This is a genomic window from Streptomyces cavernicola (assembly GCF_029968035.1).
GTDB classification, from domain to species: domain Bacteria; phylum Actinomycetota; class Actinomycetes; order Streptomycetales; family Streptomycetaceae; genus Streptomyces; species Streptomyces cavernicola.
The window spans coordinates 119,869-134,611 of sequence record NZ_JASCIQ010000017.1 but is presented as its reverse complement, the minus strand read 5'-3'; the positions used below and the strand labels follow the sequence as shown (position 1 = coordinate 134,611).

Sequence of the window (14,743 nt, the reverse complement as noted above, 5' to 3'; positions counted from 1 at the left end):
GGGTTCCTCAGCGGGTGGGTTCGACGACGGGTGTCAGCGGTCGGCCGGTGCGGTACCAGGCGAGGATGTTCTCGGCGGGCTTGCACACGTAGGCGCGACGCGAAGCACCGGACAGGTATGCGCTGTGCGGCGAGAGCCGGATGCGTGGATGGCGGAGCAACGGGTCGTCGGCGGGCGGCGGTTCGACGGGGAACACGTCGAGGGCCGCCCCGGCGAGCCGACCGGTGTCCACGGCCTCCACCAACGCGTCACGGTGGACCAGTTCGCCGCGCGCCACGTTCACGAGAAAGCCGCCGGGTCGCATCCGGCCGAGGAGCCGCGCGTCGACCAGTCCCTGCGTTCCGGGGGTCAAGGGGAGGTGGAGGGAGAGGACGTCGGTGGCCGCGGCGAGGGCTTCCGCACTTTCGTACCGTGCGACGCCCTCGGGCCACAGCGCCGGGTCGGCGTGCGGGTCGAACGCGGCGACGTCCCCGAAGACCGGCGCGGCGAGGACGGCGAGCTTCCGTGCGATACGGCCGAAGCCGATGAGCCCCAGGGTGAGTTCACCGGCTCGGCGCGGCAGTGGGGTGCCGTCCGCAGGGGCGGCGAACTCCGCGTTCCAGCCACCGGCCCGCACGGTCGCGTCCGCCCGCGGCAGGTCGCGCACGAGCGAGAGGGCGCAGGCCAGTGCGTGAACGGCGACGTCTTCGGTCGCCGCGTCGGGGAGGTTGGTGACCCAGAGCCCGCGCCGGCCGGCCTCCGCCGTGTCGATCATGTCGTATCCGGCGGACATCGTGGCCAGGATGCGCACTCGGGGCAGCCGATCCATGAGCGCGGCGCCGACGGGGGCGTACCCGACGATCAGGGCCGACGCGTCAGCCGCGACGGCCGCGATGCGATCCGGGTCGCGGCTGCCCACGGTCCGGACCTCGAAGCCGGCGTCGGAGAGCAGCCGCACCCCGGGGTCCGGATCGAGGTCCTCGGTGTCGGTGAAAACGACGACGGGTTTGCGCACCGATCTCCTTCCTCAACAGGACGAGCGATTCGTACGCTCAAGACGCAGTCAACTTACGATTCATTCATCATGGCGTCCAGACGGAGACGTAATGGAACCTCGTGATGCACATCACCTACGGAGTGAGGCGACGGCCCTCCTGGTCGACAATGGGTCGGCTCGGTGCGCATGACACCGGGCATCCGAACCGAGGGGATCACCAGGTGGACCTGGACCACATCGACCTTGCCGTCGTCCGCGAACTGCAGACCGACGGCCGACTGACGTACGAGACGCTGGCGCAGCGCGTGGGCCTGTCCCGGCCGGCCACACGGGCACGGGTGCAACGCCTGCTCGAGTCCGGGGCGGTCCGGGTCGTCGCCGTGGTCCACCCCGCGGTGCGGCACCTCACCGCGTCCGCCCACCTCTCCGTGAGCGTGCGGGGCGCCACGGAAGAAGTGGCGCGCAGCATCGCGCGGCTGCCGCAGGCGCCCTTCGTCACCCTCACCGCCGGCCGGCACGCCATCATGGCCGAATTGCGCACCGACGGATTCGGCGAGCTGGATCGGGCGATCGAAGAGGTGCGGTCCGTGCCTGGCGTCACGGCAGTGGACCCGCTGATCAGCACCCGGCACCTCAAGGACCCGTACCTCCTGGCCGACGAGCCGACCGTGGCCGACCTCGACGGCACCGATCTGCAGATCCTGGACGCCCTCGAAGAGGACGGCCGGCTCCCCTTCGCCGACCTGGCCGTCCGCATCGGCCTCTCCCCTGGAGCCGCCCGCGCCAGAACCCTCCGACTCCTGGACGGCGGCGTGGTCAAGGTGCTGGCGCTCGTGCGTCCCGAGCTCCTCGGGCTGGGCTTCCTGTGCGGCTTCGCCGTGCGCGTCGACGGAGCCCGGGAGCCCGTCGCGCGCGAGCTGGCCGAGCTGGAGCAGGTTTCGTTCCTGTCCGCCTGCGTGGGACGGGCCGAGCTCGTGGGCACCATCACGGCCGATTCGCTGAGCACGGTGCGGGCCACCCTCGACGCGATGCGGGCCTGCGCGGGCGTGCAGGACGTGGAGAGCTGGATCCACCTGGAGCTGGTCAAGGAGCGCTACGACCTCAGGACCAACAACCACTGACCCAGACAGACGATCCGTAGGTCTGAAGCCTGCAAACTTTCGAAGAGTTACTTAAGAACACGTCTAGCCAATCTCTCGTTCGTTACCTATGTTCTTCACGAACGAATCAGCCGTCCTGGCTATCACTTGGCCGAAAGCAGGCTTCCCTCATGCACCACCCGCTCATCGAGCCCCGTACCCACCGCACCCTCCTGGTGACCGGGGCGGCCGTCGCCGCTGCAGGGACGGCGGTAAGGGCCGAGGCCCTCGCCGTCCGCGGCGACCGCATCGTCCACGTCGGCACCGCCGAGGAAGCCCGTGCCGCTCTCGGCGGCCGCGCCGACGAGACGCTCGACCTGGACGGCGGCCTCGTCCACCCCGGCTTCGTCGACGCCCACTGCCACCCGGTCATGTACGGCCAGGCCCTCGCCTGGGTCGACTGCCGCCCCGAGCTGGTCCCCGACATCGACACGCTCGTCGCCGTCCTGACCGAGGCCGCCCGCGACCTCCCGGCCGGAGTGCCGGTCCGCGGCTTCGGGTACGAACACCGTCGCCTCGCCGAGCGCCGGCACCCGACCTGTCACGACCTCGACCGCATCGCCACCGACCGCGAGGTGTACGTCATGAACGCCTCCGGTCACGGCGGCGTCGTCAACACCCACACCCTGCGGACCTGCGGTATCACGGCCGGCACCCCGGACCCCGAGGGCGGCTCCATCGGCCGCTTCGCCTCGGGCGATCCGGACGGACAACTGTGGGACGCCGCCTGCGACATGCTCACCGGCCCCGGCGGTGTGAAGATCGGCAACCACGGCCCGAACTTCCACCTCTCCGAGCCCGACGCGATCATGGCGGACCATCTGATGCGCGCCCAGGAGACCTTCCTGGCCGCCGGTGTGACGACGGTCGGTGACGCCCAGGCGTCACGCCGGGAGATGGAGACGTACCTGCGGGCGCGCGCCGACGGCTCGCTGCGGATGCGTGTCTCCGCGTACCTGACCTCCGCGCTGCTCGACACCGCCCTCGAACTCGGCGCCGTGCGCGGCTTCGGCGACGACCTGTTCCGCATCCAGGGCGTGAAGTTCTACGCCGACGGCACGCTCGGCGGCTGGACCGCCTACTTCCCCGAGGGATACGCCTCCGACTGCTGCCACCACGGTCAGCTGTACCACTCCGCGGAGGAGTACGCGGAGATCGTCGCCAAGGCCCACCGCGCCGGCCTGCAGACCGCCACACACGCGCAGTCCCCGTTCGCCATCGGCATGGTCCTGGACGCGATCGAGAAGGCGCAGGCGGACGTCCCCCGGGCGGACATGCGCCACCGCGTCGAGCACTGCGGTCTGCCGACGGACGAGCAGATCACGCGCATGGGCGCCCTGGGCGTCGTACCCGTGATGCAGCCCCAGCATCACCTCCGTACCGGTGACGGGACGCTGACCGCGATCGGAGACCTCGGGCACCGGTACAACCCGGCAGGTCCCTGCCTGCCCGCAGGAGTCCCGGTCGTCTTCAGCTCGGACGCCCCGGTCGCCCCGCCCGCCCCCTTGGAGGCGGTCTCCGCGGCCGCGACGCGCCGCACGGTCCTGGGTACGGTGCTCGGCGACGAGTCGCTGCGCCTGCCCGTCGCCGACGGCCTGCACGCCCACACGGCCGCCGCCGCCGCCGCACTGCACCGCGAGCACGCGGTCGGCACGCTCGCACCCGGCATGCTCGCCGACTTCGTCGTCCTGGACGCCGACCCGCTGACCAGCGCACCGGAGGCGCTCACCGCCATCGGCGTCCGCGAGACATGGATCGGCGGCGCGCGCGCCTGGGCCGCTCCCGGCCGCTGACACGACGCCCGGCCACGGCTCCCCGGGCCGTGGCCACCAGCCCGCACCGTCCCCCTGCTTCCCCGCTCCCCTTCCCTCCCCTCTCCCCGCTCCTGCCGGAGGCACCCGTGTCCCAGCCTCGACCCACCGCTCCGCAGAACCCGATGAGAGCCGCGCTCGCCGCGCTCGTCGGCACCTCCATCGAGTGGTACGACTTCTACGCCTTCGCCACCGCCGCGGCGATCGTCTTCGACGATGTGTTCTTCCCTGCCGACATGCCGCCGTTCCTGCGGACACTCTCCGCCTTCGGCACCTTCGCCGTCGGCTTCCTGCTCCGTCCCCTCGGCGGCATCGTCTTCGGTCACATAGGTGACCGGGTGGGCCGCAAGAAGACCCTCGTCATCACCTTGATGATGATGGGCGTCGCGTCCTTCGCGATCGGCCTGCTCCCGACGTACGCACAGGTCGGCGCCCTCGCGCCGATCCTCCTCATCGTGCTCCGGCTCATCCAGGGCATCGCGATAGGCGGCGAGTGGGGCGGCGCCGTTCTCGTCGCCGTCGAGAACGCCCCGAAGGGCAAGGCCACCTTCTTCGGCTCGTTCGCCCAGCTCGGCTCCTCCGTCGGCGCGCTGCTCTCCACCGGCGCGTTCTCCCTGATGAACCTGTGGGGAAGCGAGGCCTTCAACAGCTGGGGCTGGCGCGTGCCGTTCCTCGCCTCCGCGGTCCTCGTGGTCATCGGTCTCGTCATCCGGCTCCGGCTGGAGGAGGCCCCGCTCATGGACGAGATCAAGGCCGAGCAGACCGAGCAGGACAAGCTGCCGGTCGTCGAGGTCTTCCAGTCCGCCTGGCGCACCGTGCTGACAGGTGTCTTCGCCCTCGCCACCGCGACCGGCGGCTACTACGTGGTGACCAGCTTCCTCCTCGCGTACGGCACCGGAGAGCTGCGGCTGTCCGAGTCCATGCTGCTCAACGGCCTGACGCTGGCCGCGTTCCTGGAGCTCGCCGTCACCCCCGGGCTGTCGTGGCTCGGCGACCGCGTCGGCGCGCACAAGGTGGTCGTGGCCGGCCTGGCCGGCGTGATCGTCCTTTCCCTGCCGCAGTTCCTCGCCCTGGAGACGGGCAGTGTCGCCCTGATCTACGCCTCGATGCTCGGCATGCGACTCGTGATGTCCGCCCTCTACGGACCGATCGCGGCGATCCTCGCCGAGGGCTTCGCCCCGCGCGTCCGGTACACCGGCATCTCGCTCTCGTACCAGGTCTGCAACATGATCTTCGGCGGCTTCGCGCCCCTCGCGGCGGTCTCGCTGTCGGCCACGGCGGGCGGCCATTACTGGCCGGCCGCGGCCATGCTCATGGCGATCTCCGCCATCGGCATCTGGTGCACCCTCCACCTTCGACGGCTCGGCACCGCCGCCCCTGCCGGGGTGACGGAAGACCAGACGCCGGACGAAGCGCGCGTCACCACCTGACCCCACCGGGCGTGCGGCCGGGGCGAGTCCGCTCGCCCGGCAACGAGACGCCCTCCGACCCGAGGGGCCGCCGCAGAAGAGATCTGCGGCGGCCCCTCGGTTCACGCACATGCGCGGCGGCTCCCTCACTGCTCCTGGGCGGGGACCCGTGGTCGCCGGGACTCGGTGGCGGGCGGGCCGATCGGGCCCGGGAGCGGAGTGGGCTGCGGGCCGCCGGACGGCGTTGTCGGGGTGGGCCCGTCCGTGGCTCGGCGACGCAGGCGGATCACGCCGTACGCGCCGAGCACCGTGAGGAGCGTCAGGAGGCTGGTGCCGAAGTCGAGGCGGGTCGAGGGCAGCACCGCCATGGTGAGGATCACCAGGGTCATGGCGGCGACCGTGAACCAGCTCAGATAGGGGTAGCCCCACATCTTCAGGGTCAGCGCCCCGGGGTCCTCGCGCTCCAGGCGGCGGCGCAGGCGCAGTTGGGACAGCGCGACCAGGAGGTAGACGAACAGCGCCACCGCTCCGTACGAGTGGACGATGAAGGAGAAGACGGTGTCGGGCGAGACGTAGGCGAAGATCACGGAGACGTAGCCGAGGACGGTGGCGAGCAGGATCGCGCGCTGCGGCACACCGCGTCGGCTGAGCTTCGTCAGGCCGCTCGGCGCATCGCGGTGCCGGGTGAGGGCGAAGACGATGCGCGAGGCGCTGTACAGGCCGGCGTTGAGGGAGGACAGCACGGCGACGAGCACGAGGACGCGCATGAGGGTTCCGGCGTACGGGATCCCGATGTGCTGCAGGGCGGAGATGTACGGCCCCTCGGTGATGCTGCCGTCGTTCCACGGCACGATGGCGACGACGAGGAAGATGGAGCCGACGTAGAAGAGAAGGACCCGCAGGACGACCGAGCGGGTGGCCCTGGCGACGTTCCGGCCCGGCTCCTTGGACTCGGCGGCGGCCAGGGCCGCGATCTCGGCGCCGGTGAAGAAGCCGACCGCCGGGATGACCGAGGTGAGCACGGGGCCGATGCCGTGCGGGGCAAATCCCTGATGCTCCGTCAAATTACCTGCGTCCGCGTGGACTCCGGGCCACAGGCCGACGACGAAGACCACGCCCAGGATGAGGAACACGCTGATCGCGGCGACCTTGATGGACGAGAACCAGTACTCGAACTCGCCGAACGACTTCACCGAGAACATGTTGACCGCGGTGAGCAGCAGCATCAGGCCGAGGCTGATGGCCCACAGCGGCACGCCCGGGAGCCAGGCGTGGATCTGCGTGGCGCCGGCCACCGCTTCGAGCGCGACCACGTTGACCCAGAAGTACCAGTACAGCCAGCCGATGGTGAAGCCGCCCCAGGGGCCGAGGGCGAGCCGCGCGTATTCGTAGAAGGAGCCCGCGGAGGGGCGGGCGACCGCCATCTCGCCGAGCATCCGCATCACCAGGATGACCAGGCCGCCGGCCAGGACGAAGGAGATGATCGCCGCCGGACCGGTCTCCTGGATGACGACGCCGCTGCCGACGAAGAGGCCGGCGCCGATCACCCCGCCGAGGGCGATGAGCGTCATATGCCTCTGTTTGAGCTCGCTGCGCAGTCCAGCTGTCTCGCCCTGCTCGGGCTTGTCGCCGTCCACGAGTCTGTTCTCTCCCACAGGTAACCCATTTCGTTCAGGAATCGCGGCGCTGCCGTACCACCCCGGCCGGAATACGCGGGTGGCCGCCGCGGAATACAGCAGTGCCGGGATAATGGCTGCTCCCCGCATTCCGGGAAAAGCACCAGTTCTGGACCTACTAGGGGTGCCAGGGCCGACCGGAGAGCCTCGACTCCGCAGGAAGCCGCAGCGCACAGGTCGGGCGTACCGACTTCCCGGCCCCGTCGGGATTTCATGGAAATGCCAATTGCCCGTACGCGAGGGGGGCGCGACGGGCATCTGGAGGGTTGGGCAATACGCGTAAAAAAGCAGGGCCGAATTTTTTCAGCTTTCCAGCGGTATCACGGCGCGAGAACGGCACGGCCCGATGGCGGTACGTCCGGCGGCCCCGCGGCGCGAATCCGGTACGTCGGCGTCCTGCGGGCGGGCCCGGTCCCTCTCGGACCGGGCCCGCCCGGTCGCCTCAGGCGCTGACGCTGCGCTGTACGTCGCCGACCATCACGTCGATACCGGCGAGCAGCTCGTCGAGCACGGCGCGATCAGCCACCAGCGGCGGCGAGACCATGATCATCGTGGCGCCGCGGTCGTCCGGGCGCAGGATGACCCCGGTCTTCTTGAACGCCGCCGGGAGCACCGCGCGCAGGATCTCGGTCGACTGCTCCGCCGAGAGTTCCCGGTCCGTCTCGCGGTCGGCCATGAGCTCGATCGCGTAGAAGAAGCCCATGCCGCGGACGTCCTTGACGACGCGGTGGCGGTTCTTGATCTCCTCAAGGCCCGCGCGGAGTTCGGGGCCGAGGGTGCGGACGTTGCCCAGGACGTCCTCGTCGCGCATGGCCTTGATGTTGGCGACGGCGACGGCGGTGGAGACCGGGTGGCCGCCCCAGGTCGCACCGTGGGTGAACGTGCCGCCCTTCGGGGAGTCGAAGAGCTCCTGGACCAGCTGCTCGCGGGCGATCATGCCGCCGAGCGGGGCGTAGCCCGAGGTGGCGCCCTTGGCGAAGGTGACCATGTCGGGCACCACGCCGAAGTAGCCGCTGCCGAACCAGTGGCCGAGGCGTCCGAAGGAGCAGATGACCTCGTCCGCGACGAGCAGGACGCCGTACCGGTCGCAGATCCTGCGCAGCTCCCGCCAGTACCCGTCCGGCGGGACCAGTGCGCCGCGGCCGTTCTGCACCGGCTCGGCGAAGACCGCGGCGACGGTCTCGGGGCCCTCTTCGAGGATGGCCTGCTCGATCGCGCGGACGCAGTCGAGCTCGGCGGCGGGGCCGCAGTCGCCGGTGTGGCCGAAGGTGTTGGGGACGTGGCGGACGCCCGGCAGCAGGGGCAGGAACGGGTCGCGGATCTTCGGGAGCCCGGTCACCGACAGGGCCCCGAGGGTGACGCCGTGGTAGGCCATCTGCCGGCTGATGATCTTGGTGCGCTCGGGGTTGCCCTGGCTCTTGTGGTACTGCCGGGCGAACTTGATGGCCGTCTCGACGGCCTCCGAGCCGGAGTTGACGAAGAACGTCACCCCGAGGTCGCCGGGCGCCAACTCGGCTATGAGGCTTGCCGCTTCGATGGACGGCGGGTGGGCGGCGCCCCAGTTGGTGGAGTACGGCAGGGTCTCCATCTGCTTGCTCGCGGCGGCCACGATGTCGCTGCGGCCGTGGCCGATGTTCACGCAGAACAGGCCCGCCAGGCCGTCGAGGAACCGGCGCCCCTGGTCGTCGTACAGGTGGCAGCCCTCGCTGCGCACGAAGACGGGCAGCTCGGCGTCCTGCCAGACGTCCTTGCGGGTGAAGTGCGGACCGAGGTGGCGCCGCGCCTTGGCGCGGAGGCCGGAATCGGTGGTCACGTGGGTCTCCCCTCCTGGCCCGGCGGACGGCCGGGCGAGTGTCGGATGCGGTGGGTTGCGGGCCTCCGGAGAGGTCTCGGTGCTCCTAGACGAGGGCCTCGTCGACCTCGACGTGCTTCAGGTCGTGCGCCTCCGCGACGGGCCGGTAGGTGACCTGGCCGCCCACCACGTTGATGCCGCGCTTGATCGCGGCGTCCGCCCGCGCGGCCTCGGCGAGCCCGTTGTTCGCGATGGCGAGGACGTACGGCAGGGTGACGTTGGTGAGGGCGTACGTGGAGGTGTTCGGCACCGCGCCCGGCATGTTCGCGACGCAGTAGAAGACCGAGTCGTGGACGTCGTAGACGGGGTCCGCGTGGGTCGTCGGCCGGGAGTCCTCGAAGCAGCCGCCCTGGTCGATCGCGATGTCGACGAGCACCGAGCCCGGCTTCATCCGGGAGACGAGTTCGTTGCTGATCAGCTTCGGCGCCTTCGCACCGGGCACGAGGACCGCGCCGATGACCAAGTCGGCCTCCAGGACGGCCTGTTCCAGCTCGTAGCCGTTGGAGGCGACGGTGGCGATGCTGCCCTGGTACATGCGGTCGGCGGCGCGCAGCTTGTCGATGTTCTTGTCGAGCAGCACCACGTCGGACCACATGCCGGTCGCGACGGCCACCGCGTTCATCCCGGACACTCCGGCGCCGATGACGACGGTCTTCGCGGGGTGCGTGCCGGAGACGCCGCCCATCAGGACGCCTCGCCCGCCGGCCGCCCGCATCAGGTGGTACGCGCCCACCTGCGGGGCGAGCCGCCCGGCGACCTCGGACATCGGGAACAGCAGCGGCAGTGTGCCGTCGGCCGGCTGCACCGTCTCGTACGCGACACCGGTGACCCCGGCCGCGAGCATCGCCTGGGTGCACTCCCGGGAGGCCGCCAGGTGCAGGTAGGTGAAGAGCACCTGGCCGGGGCGCATGCGGTGGTACTCCTCCGCGACGGGCTCCTTCACCTTGAGCAGCAGGTCACCCTCGGACCAGACCTCGTCGGCCGTCCTCAGTACGGTGGCGCCGGCTGCCTGGTACTGCGCGTCCGAGATGAACGAACCGGCCCCGGCGCCCTGCTCGATGTACACCGTGTGGCCGGCCTGGACCAGCTCGTGGACGCCGGAGGGGGTGATGGCCACGCGGTACTCGTGGTTCTTGACCTCGCGCGGAATTCCGATCTTCACGAAGAACTCCCATCTGGGATGAGGGGGTTGGCGTCGAGCTCTCGTCTGGAGCCGCCGATGGCGCTAGATTGCAGAGCCAACTGGTCCGGCGAGAAGCACCAGAACCGGGCCCTTTGATGGGTCCAGGAGGAAATCGCCGCGTAGGCGACCGTTTACGTCCCGTATGCGACCGGTTTCACGGCCGTTCACAGCCGGTTCCACGGCCGGCTCCACGCCCGGTCGCGGGACCGGTGGTCCGAGCGTCGCGCGGCCGGTGGTCCGACCGGCCGGCGAACCCGGTTCGCTTGCACATACGTCCCGCGCCCGGCGCAGGCCACGAGAGCTCAGGAGCGTTCCATGCCACGCACGTTGATCGAGGTCGACCGGGAGTCGAGTGAGCCGCTGTACCGCCAGATCCGCAAGGCCATCGAGCACGGCATCGCAGTCGGCACGATCGACGCAAGGCGTCGGCTGCCCTCGTCCCGGGAGTTGGCGCGCGAGCTGGGCCTTTCCCGCAACACCGTCAACGCCGCCTACCAGGAACTGGTGGCCGAAGGTTTCGTCGAGAGCCGGGTCCGCCAGGGGATCTTCGTCAACCGGGAGATACGCGCGTACTGCACCGCCGAGGAACGGCCCGCGACCCCGCGTTTCGACTGGGCCTCGCGACTGCGCGGGCACCCCGAGGACACCCTGCCGCACATCGAGAAGCGGCCGGACTGGGCGCGCTATCCGTACCCGTTCCTCGCAGGTCAGGTCGACCTGCGGGCGTTCCCGGCGCGGGACTGGTCGAGGGCGCTCAACAAGGCGCTGTACCCGCCGCACATCCAGTACAGCCTGCAGGACGGCATAGCGGCCGACGATCCGCTCCTGGTCGAGATGGTCTGCCGGCACCTGCTGCCGGCCCGTGGGGTGGAGGCGTCGCCGGAGGAGGTGCTGATCACCGTCGGCTCGCAGCAGGGGCTCGACCTGCTGAGCCGGGCGCTGCTCGGCCAGGGCTCCGTGGTGGCGGTCGAGGACCCCGGCTATCTGGACGCCCGGCACATCTTCGTACGCGCGGGAGCCACGCTGCTGCCGATGACGGCGAACGAAGCGGGGCTGAAACCGCCGAAGAGCCTGGCCGGTGTGGACCTGCTGCATGTGACGCCCAGTCATCACCACCCGACGAACGCCACGTTGAGCATCGGTCGCCGACGGGAGCTGCTGTCGCTCGTGCGGGAGAGCGGGACGGTGATCGTGGAGGACGACTACGACAGCGAGTTCCGCTACCAGGGCAGCCCGACGCCCGCCCTGAAGGGCCTGGACGAGACCGATCAGGTCGTCTATCTGGGCACGTTCTCGAAGTTCCTCGCACCGGGGCTGCGGCTCGGGTACCTCGTGGGCTCGCGGGAGCTCGTCCGGGAGCTGCGCGATCTGCGCCGCTACTCGGTGCGACATCCGTCCGGGCACATACAGCGCGCCCTGGCCCTGCTCATCGAGTCCGGCGAGTACCACCGGGCGGTGCGCAGGTACCGGGGCCAGCTGATGCACAAGTGGGAGGCGGCGAGCCGGGCGGTCAACGCTCACCTGCCGTGGCACACCACGCCTCCCCCGGGCGGGGTGAGCCTGTGGATGTCGGGGCCGGCGGAGCTGGACTGCCGCCGGCTCGTGGACCTGGCGCAGGAGCGCGGGGTGCTGATCGAGCGCGGCGACATCTACTTCCTGTCGGAGGACCCGCCGCTGAACCACTTCCGCATCGGCTTCGCGGCGCCCCCGCTCTCCGTGATCGACCCGGGCATCCGCATCCTGGGCGAACTGGTCGACCGGGCGATGGTCGCGTAGCGGGAGACGGGTCCGGGGTGTCCCTCCGGGGAGACACCTGCTACCGGCGAGGGTGGCCCGCGAGCAGCGTGAGCGTCTCCCGGATCATCTCCCTTCCGGTGGTCCGGGACGGGTCGAGGGCGTGGCAGCGGCTGTAGTACGGGCTCAGGTCGAGCCCCACGCCGAGGCCGTGGACCTCGACAACGCCGGACCGTTCGAGGCCCGCGACCACGTCCTTGAGGTGGTGGTCCAGGTAGTGGCGGTCGTTGACCAGATGGGTGGCGGTGTCCATGGGGCTGCCGTCGGACAGGACGACCAGGAGCCGCCGCCGCTCCGGCCGGGCCTGTGCGCGCCGCGCGGCCCAGGCCACCGCCTCGCCGTCCACGCCCTCGCGGTACAGGTCGGCCTTGAGCAGCGCGGCGATGTCCCGCCGGGCCCTGCGCCACGGTGTCTCCGCGTCTTTGAACACCAGGTGGCACTGCTCGTTGAGGCGGCCGGGGTGTGCGGGTCGCCCCGCTCTCAGCCAGGCGCGGCGGGCCCGGCCGCCGTTCCAGGCTCCGGTGGTGTAGCCGAGGATCTCGCAGCTCACGCCGGCCTGTTCGAGCGCTCGGGCGAAGACGTCGACCAGAGCGGCCACCGGCTCTCCGTGCTCCTTCATGGAGCCCGAGCAGTCGACGAGGAACGTCACGAGGGCGTCGGGCACGGGTGCGACGCGTTCGGTCCGGAAGAGGCGGCGCTCCCTCGGCGAGCTGATCAGCCGGGCGAGCAGGCGTCCGTCGACCCGGCCCTCCTCCTGCCCGCCGTCCCATCCGTCGCGTGCCGGGTCGGCGAGCAGCGCCGTCAACGCGCGGGCGAGCCGGCCGACGTTCACGCTCTGCGCGGCGATGCGCCGGTCGAGCCGTTCCCGGTACTCCCCGAGCAGCTCGGGCCGGACCAGGCGGCCCGCCGGGTGCTGCCGGTCGTAGGCGGTGGTGAAGACGCGATAGCCGTCGGTGGCGTCCTCCAGGACGCGGCTTCGGCCCAGGGATGCGGTGCCGAGCTGCTCGTCGTCGCCGAAGTCCGTCAGGAGGGTGAAGCGGGACCGGTCCTCGGCCCGGTCGTCGGGGTCGTCCGCGCGCGCGTCCTCGTCTCCGGCGCCGGAGCCGGTGCCGCCCTCGCCTTCGGCGGACGTGAGCAGTGCGGCCACGGTGCAGGCGAGGGACAGGGCGTGGGCGGCGAACGCGGCCTGGTCGGCCCGGTGGCGCCGCAGCCCGGCGAGGTCGTGCCCGATCGAGGGGCCGACGGCGGCGCGGGTGGCCTCGATCAGGTCCTCGGTCTCCGCGACGACGGGTTGTGCGGTGATCCGGGACCGGCAGACCTGCGCGACCGTGTAGAGCAGCAGCCCGCGCGCTGTCTCGGTGAGGCCCGAGCGGTGGAAGGCAAGAGACCACTGCTCATGGCGGTGGCGCAGGTTGCGGGTGATGCCGGGCATCGCCGCCGGGGCCAGCGACTCGACGCGGAACTGTTCGAGCATCTCGAAGACCAGCCGTTCCACCGGTTCGGCGGGGCGCTCCCGGCGGTGCAGCCCGGCGTCCGAGCGGGTCAGCCGCAGGGCCATGCCGTCGGCCGCGCCGCGGAACGAGCCGAAGTCGTCCTCCGGGGTGGGGTGCAGATGGGGGGCGTGCAGCGGCAGCGGGCGCCGTCCGCGGTGCAGTCGGCGCCCGCGGAAGCGCAGGTCGGGGTCGGCGCTGAGGGCTCGTACGGCCGCCGCGCAGAGCTCTTCGACACGTTGCCTGCGGCGGGCGTCGGCGTGCGGTTCGGCGGGGCGTTCGGCGGGGGCGTCGGTCACGGCGCGGCCTGAGCCGAGTCGGCGGTGAGCGCGTACGACACGTCGAGCTCGCGGTCGAAGCAGCGCTGGAAGTACTCGGCGACCACGGTGCGTTCGGCCTCGTCGCACCTGTTGAGGAAGGACACCCTGAACGCGAGCGCGGGGTCGCCGAAGATCTCCAGGTTCTCCGCCCAGGTGATGACCGTACGGGGCGACATCAGCGTCGACACGTCACCGGCGTGGAAGCCCGTACGGGTCAGGGCGGCGACCGCGACCATCGAGGCGATCAGCTCCGCGCCCCGCTCGTCGGCGAGGGACGGGACGCGCGCCCGCACGATCGCCGCCTCCTCCGCCGCCGGCAGGTAGTCGAGCGAGGTGACGATGTTCCAGCGGTCCAGCTGCGCGTGGTTGAGGCGCTGAGCCCCGTGGTACAGGCCGTTGAGGTTGCCCAGCCCGACCGTGTTGGCGGTGCCGAAGAGCCGGAAGTACGGGTGGGGGCTGATGACCTTGTTCTGGTCCAGGAGCGTCAACTTGCCGTCGCGCTCCAGGATCCGCTGGATGACGAACATGACGTCGGGGCGGCCCGCGTCGTACTCGTCCAGGATCAGCGCCACGGGCCGTTGCAGCGACCAGGGCACGATGCCCTCCTGGAACTCGGTCACCTGACGGCCGTCCCGCAGCACCACCGCGTCCTTGCCGATCAGGTCGGGGCGGCCGAGGTGGCCGTCCAGATTGACGCGTACGCAGGGCCAGTTGAGCCGTGCGGCGACCTGCTCGACGTGTGTGGACTTGCCGGTGCCGTGCAGGCCCTGCACAAGGACCCGCCGGTCGTGCAGGAACCCGGCGAGCAGGGCCAGGGTCACGTCGGGGTTGAACCGGTAGGCGTCGTCGGCCTCGGGGACGTGCTCGCTGCGCTCGCTGAAGGCGGGGACGACCAGCGGCGAGTCGATGCCGAAGACGTCCTTGACGGCGAGCCTCAGGTCCGGCCGGTCGGGGGTGGTCGGGTGGGTCACCGGGTGTGCCATGTGCGGCCCTTCGGGTCGGGTGTGGTCACGGGGTGGCCACAGGTGCGGTCACGGATGTGGTCACGGCTGTGGTCACGGGGCGCCACACGTGTGGTCACGGGGGTGGTCAC

10 protein-coding genes are annotated in these 14,743 nt (G+C 71.0%); 4 read left to right on the top strand and 6 right to left on the bottom strand.

What is annotated here, in order from left to right; genetic code table 11:
• Positions 1-7: 7 nt before the first annotated feature.
• Positions 8-994 carry a C-terminal binding protein gene (locus QIS96_RS17820; protein ID WP_282543610.1) on the bottom strand — a complete coding sequence of 329 codons (987 nt, stop codon included), beginning with the start codon at positions 992-994 and terminating at the stop codon, positions 8-10.
• A gap of 203 nt (positions 995-1,197) precedes the next feature.
• Between QIS96_RS17820 and QIS96_RS17815 the strand changes: the two genes are divergently transcribed.
• The 3 genes from QIS96_RS17815 to QIS96_RS17805 all read left to right on the top strand — a co-directional run bounded on the left by QIS96_RS17815 (position 1,198) and on the right by QIS96_RS17805 (position 5,356).
• A complete protein-coding gene (locus QIS96_RS17815; protein ID WP_282543609.1) occupies positions 1,198-2,097 on the top strand; it encodes an Lrp/AsnC family transcriptional regulator in 900 nt (299 codons plus the stop codon).
• 149 nt (positions 2,098-2,246) lie between these two features.
• Positions 2,247-3,908, top strand: coding sequence for an amidohydrolase (locus tag QIS96_RS17810; RefSeq protein ID WP_282543608.1), 1,662 nt, complete (start codon positions 2,247-2,249; stop codon positions 3,906-3,908).
• A gap of 107 nt (positions 3,909-4,015) precedes the next feature.
• Positions 4,016-5,356: an MFS transporter gene (locus QIS96_RS17805; RefSeq protein WP_282543607.1), complete on the top strand. Its 1,341-nt coding sequence runs from the start codon at positions 4,016-4,018 to the stop codon at positions 5,354-5,356.
• 125 nt (positions 5,357-5,481) lie between these two features.
• Here QIS96_RS17805 and QIS96_RS17800 read toward each other — a convergent pair whose 3' ends face one another.
• The 3 genes from QIS96_RS17800 to ald form a co-directional block, all read right to left on the bottom strand.
• Complete coding sequence (locus tag QIS96_RS17800; protein ID WP_282543606.1) at positions 5,482-6,990, bottom strand: amino acid permease; 1,509 nt, start codon at positions 6,988-6,990, stop codon at positions 5,482-5,484.
• Between the two features lie 463 nt (positions 6,991-7,453).
• Positions 7,454-8,824, bottom strand: coding sequence for an aspartate aminotransferase family protein (locus tag QIS96_RS17795; RefSeq protein ID WP_282543605.1), 1,371 nt, complete (start codon positions 8,822-8,824; stop codon positions 7,454-7,456).
• A gap of 85 nt (positions 8,825-8,909) precedes the next feature.
• Entirely contained in the window at positions 8,910-10,025 is a 1,116-nt protein-coding gene (gene ald, locus QIS96_RS17790) for an alanine dehydrogenase (RefSeq protein WP_282543604.1), read from the bottom strand.
• 336 nt (positions 10,026-10,361) lie between these two features.
• On the opposite strand from ald, the gene pdxR reads away from it, so the two are divergent.
• A complete protein-coding gene (pdxR, locus tag QIS96_RS17785; protein WP_282543603.1) occupies positions 10,362-11,822 on the top strand; it encodes a MocR-like pyridoxine biosynthesis transcription factor PdxR in 1,461 nt (486 codons plus the stop codon).
• A gap of 40 nt (positions 11,823-11,862) precedes the next feature.
• Here the strand turns inward: pdxR and QIS96_RS17780 are convergent, their stop codons facing one another.
• Together QIS96_RS17780 and QIS96_RS17775 are read right to left on the bottom strand one after the other, a co-directional pair.
• The gene (locus QIS96_RS17780) at positions 11,863-13,629 is read right to left on the bottom strand and encodes a cobaltochelatase CobT-related protein (protein ID WP_282543602.1); all 1,767 of its coding nucleotides are present in this window, start codon (positions 13,627-13,629) and stop codon (positions 11,863-11,865) included.
• Positions 13,626-14,633 carry an AAA family ATPase gene (locus QIS96_RS17775; RefSeq protein ID WP_282543601.1) on the bottom strand — a complete coding sequence of 336 codons (1,008 nt, stop codon included), beginning with the start codon at positions 14,631-14,633 and terminating at the stop codon, positions 13,626-13,628. Before QIS96_RS17775 ends, QIS96_RS17780 begins: the two co-directional genes overlap by 4 nt.
• Positions 14,634-14,743: the final 110 nt, after the last annotated feature.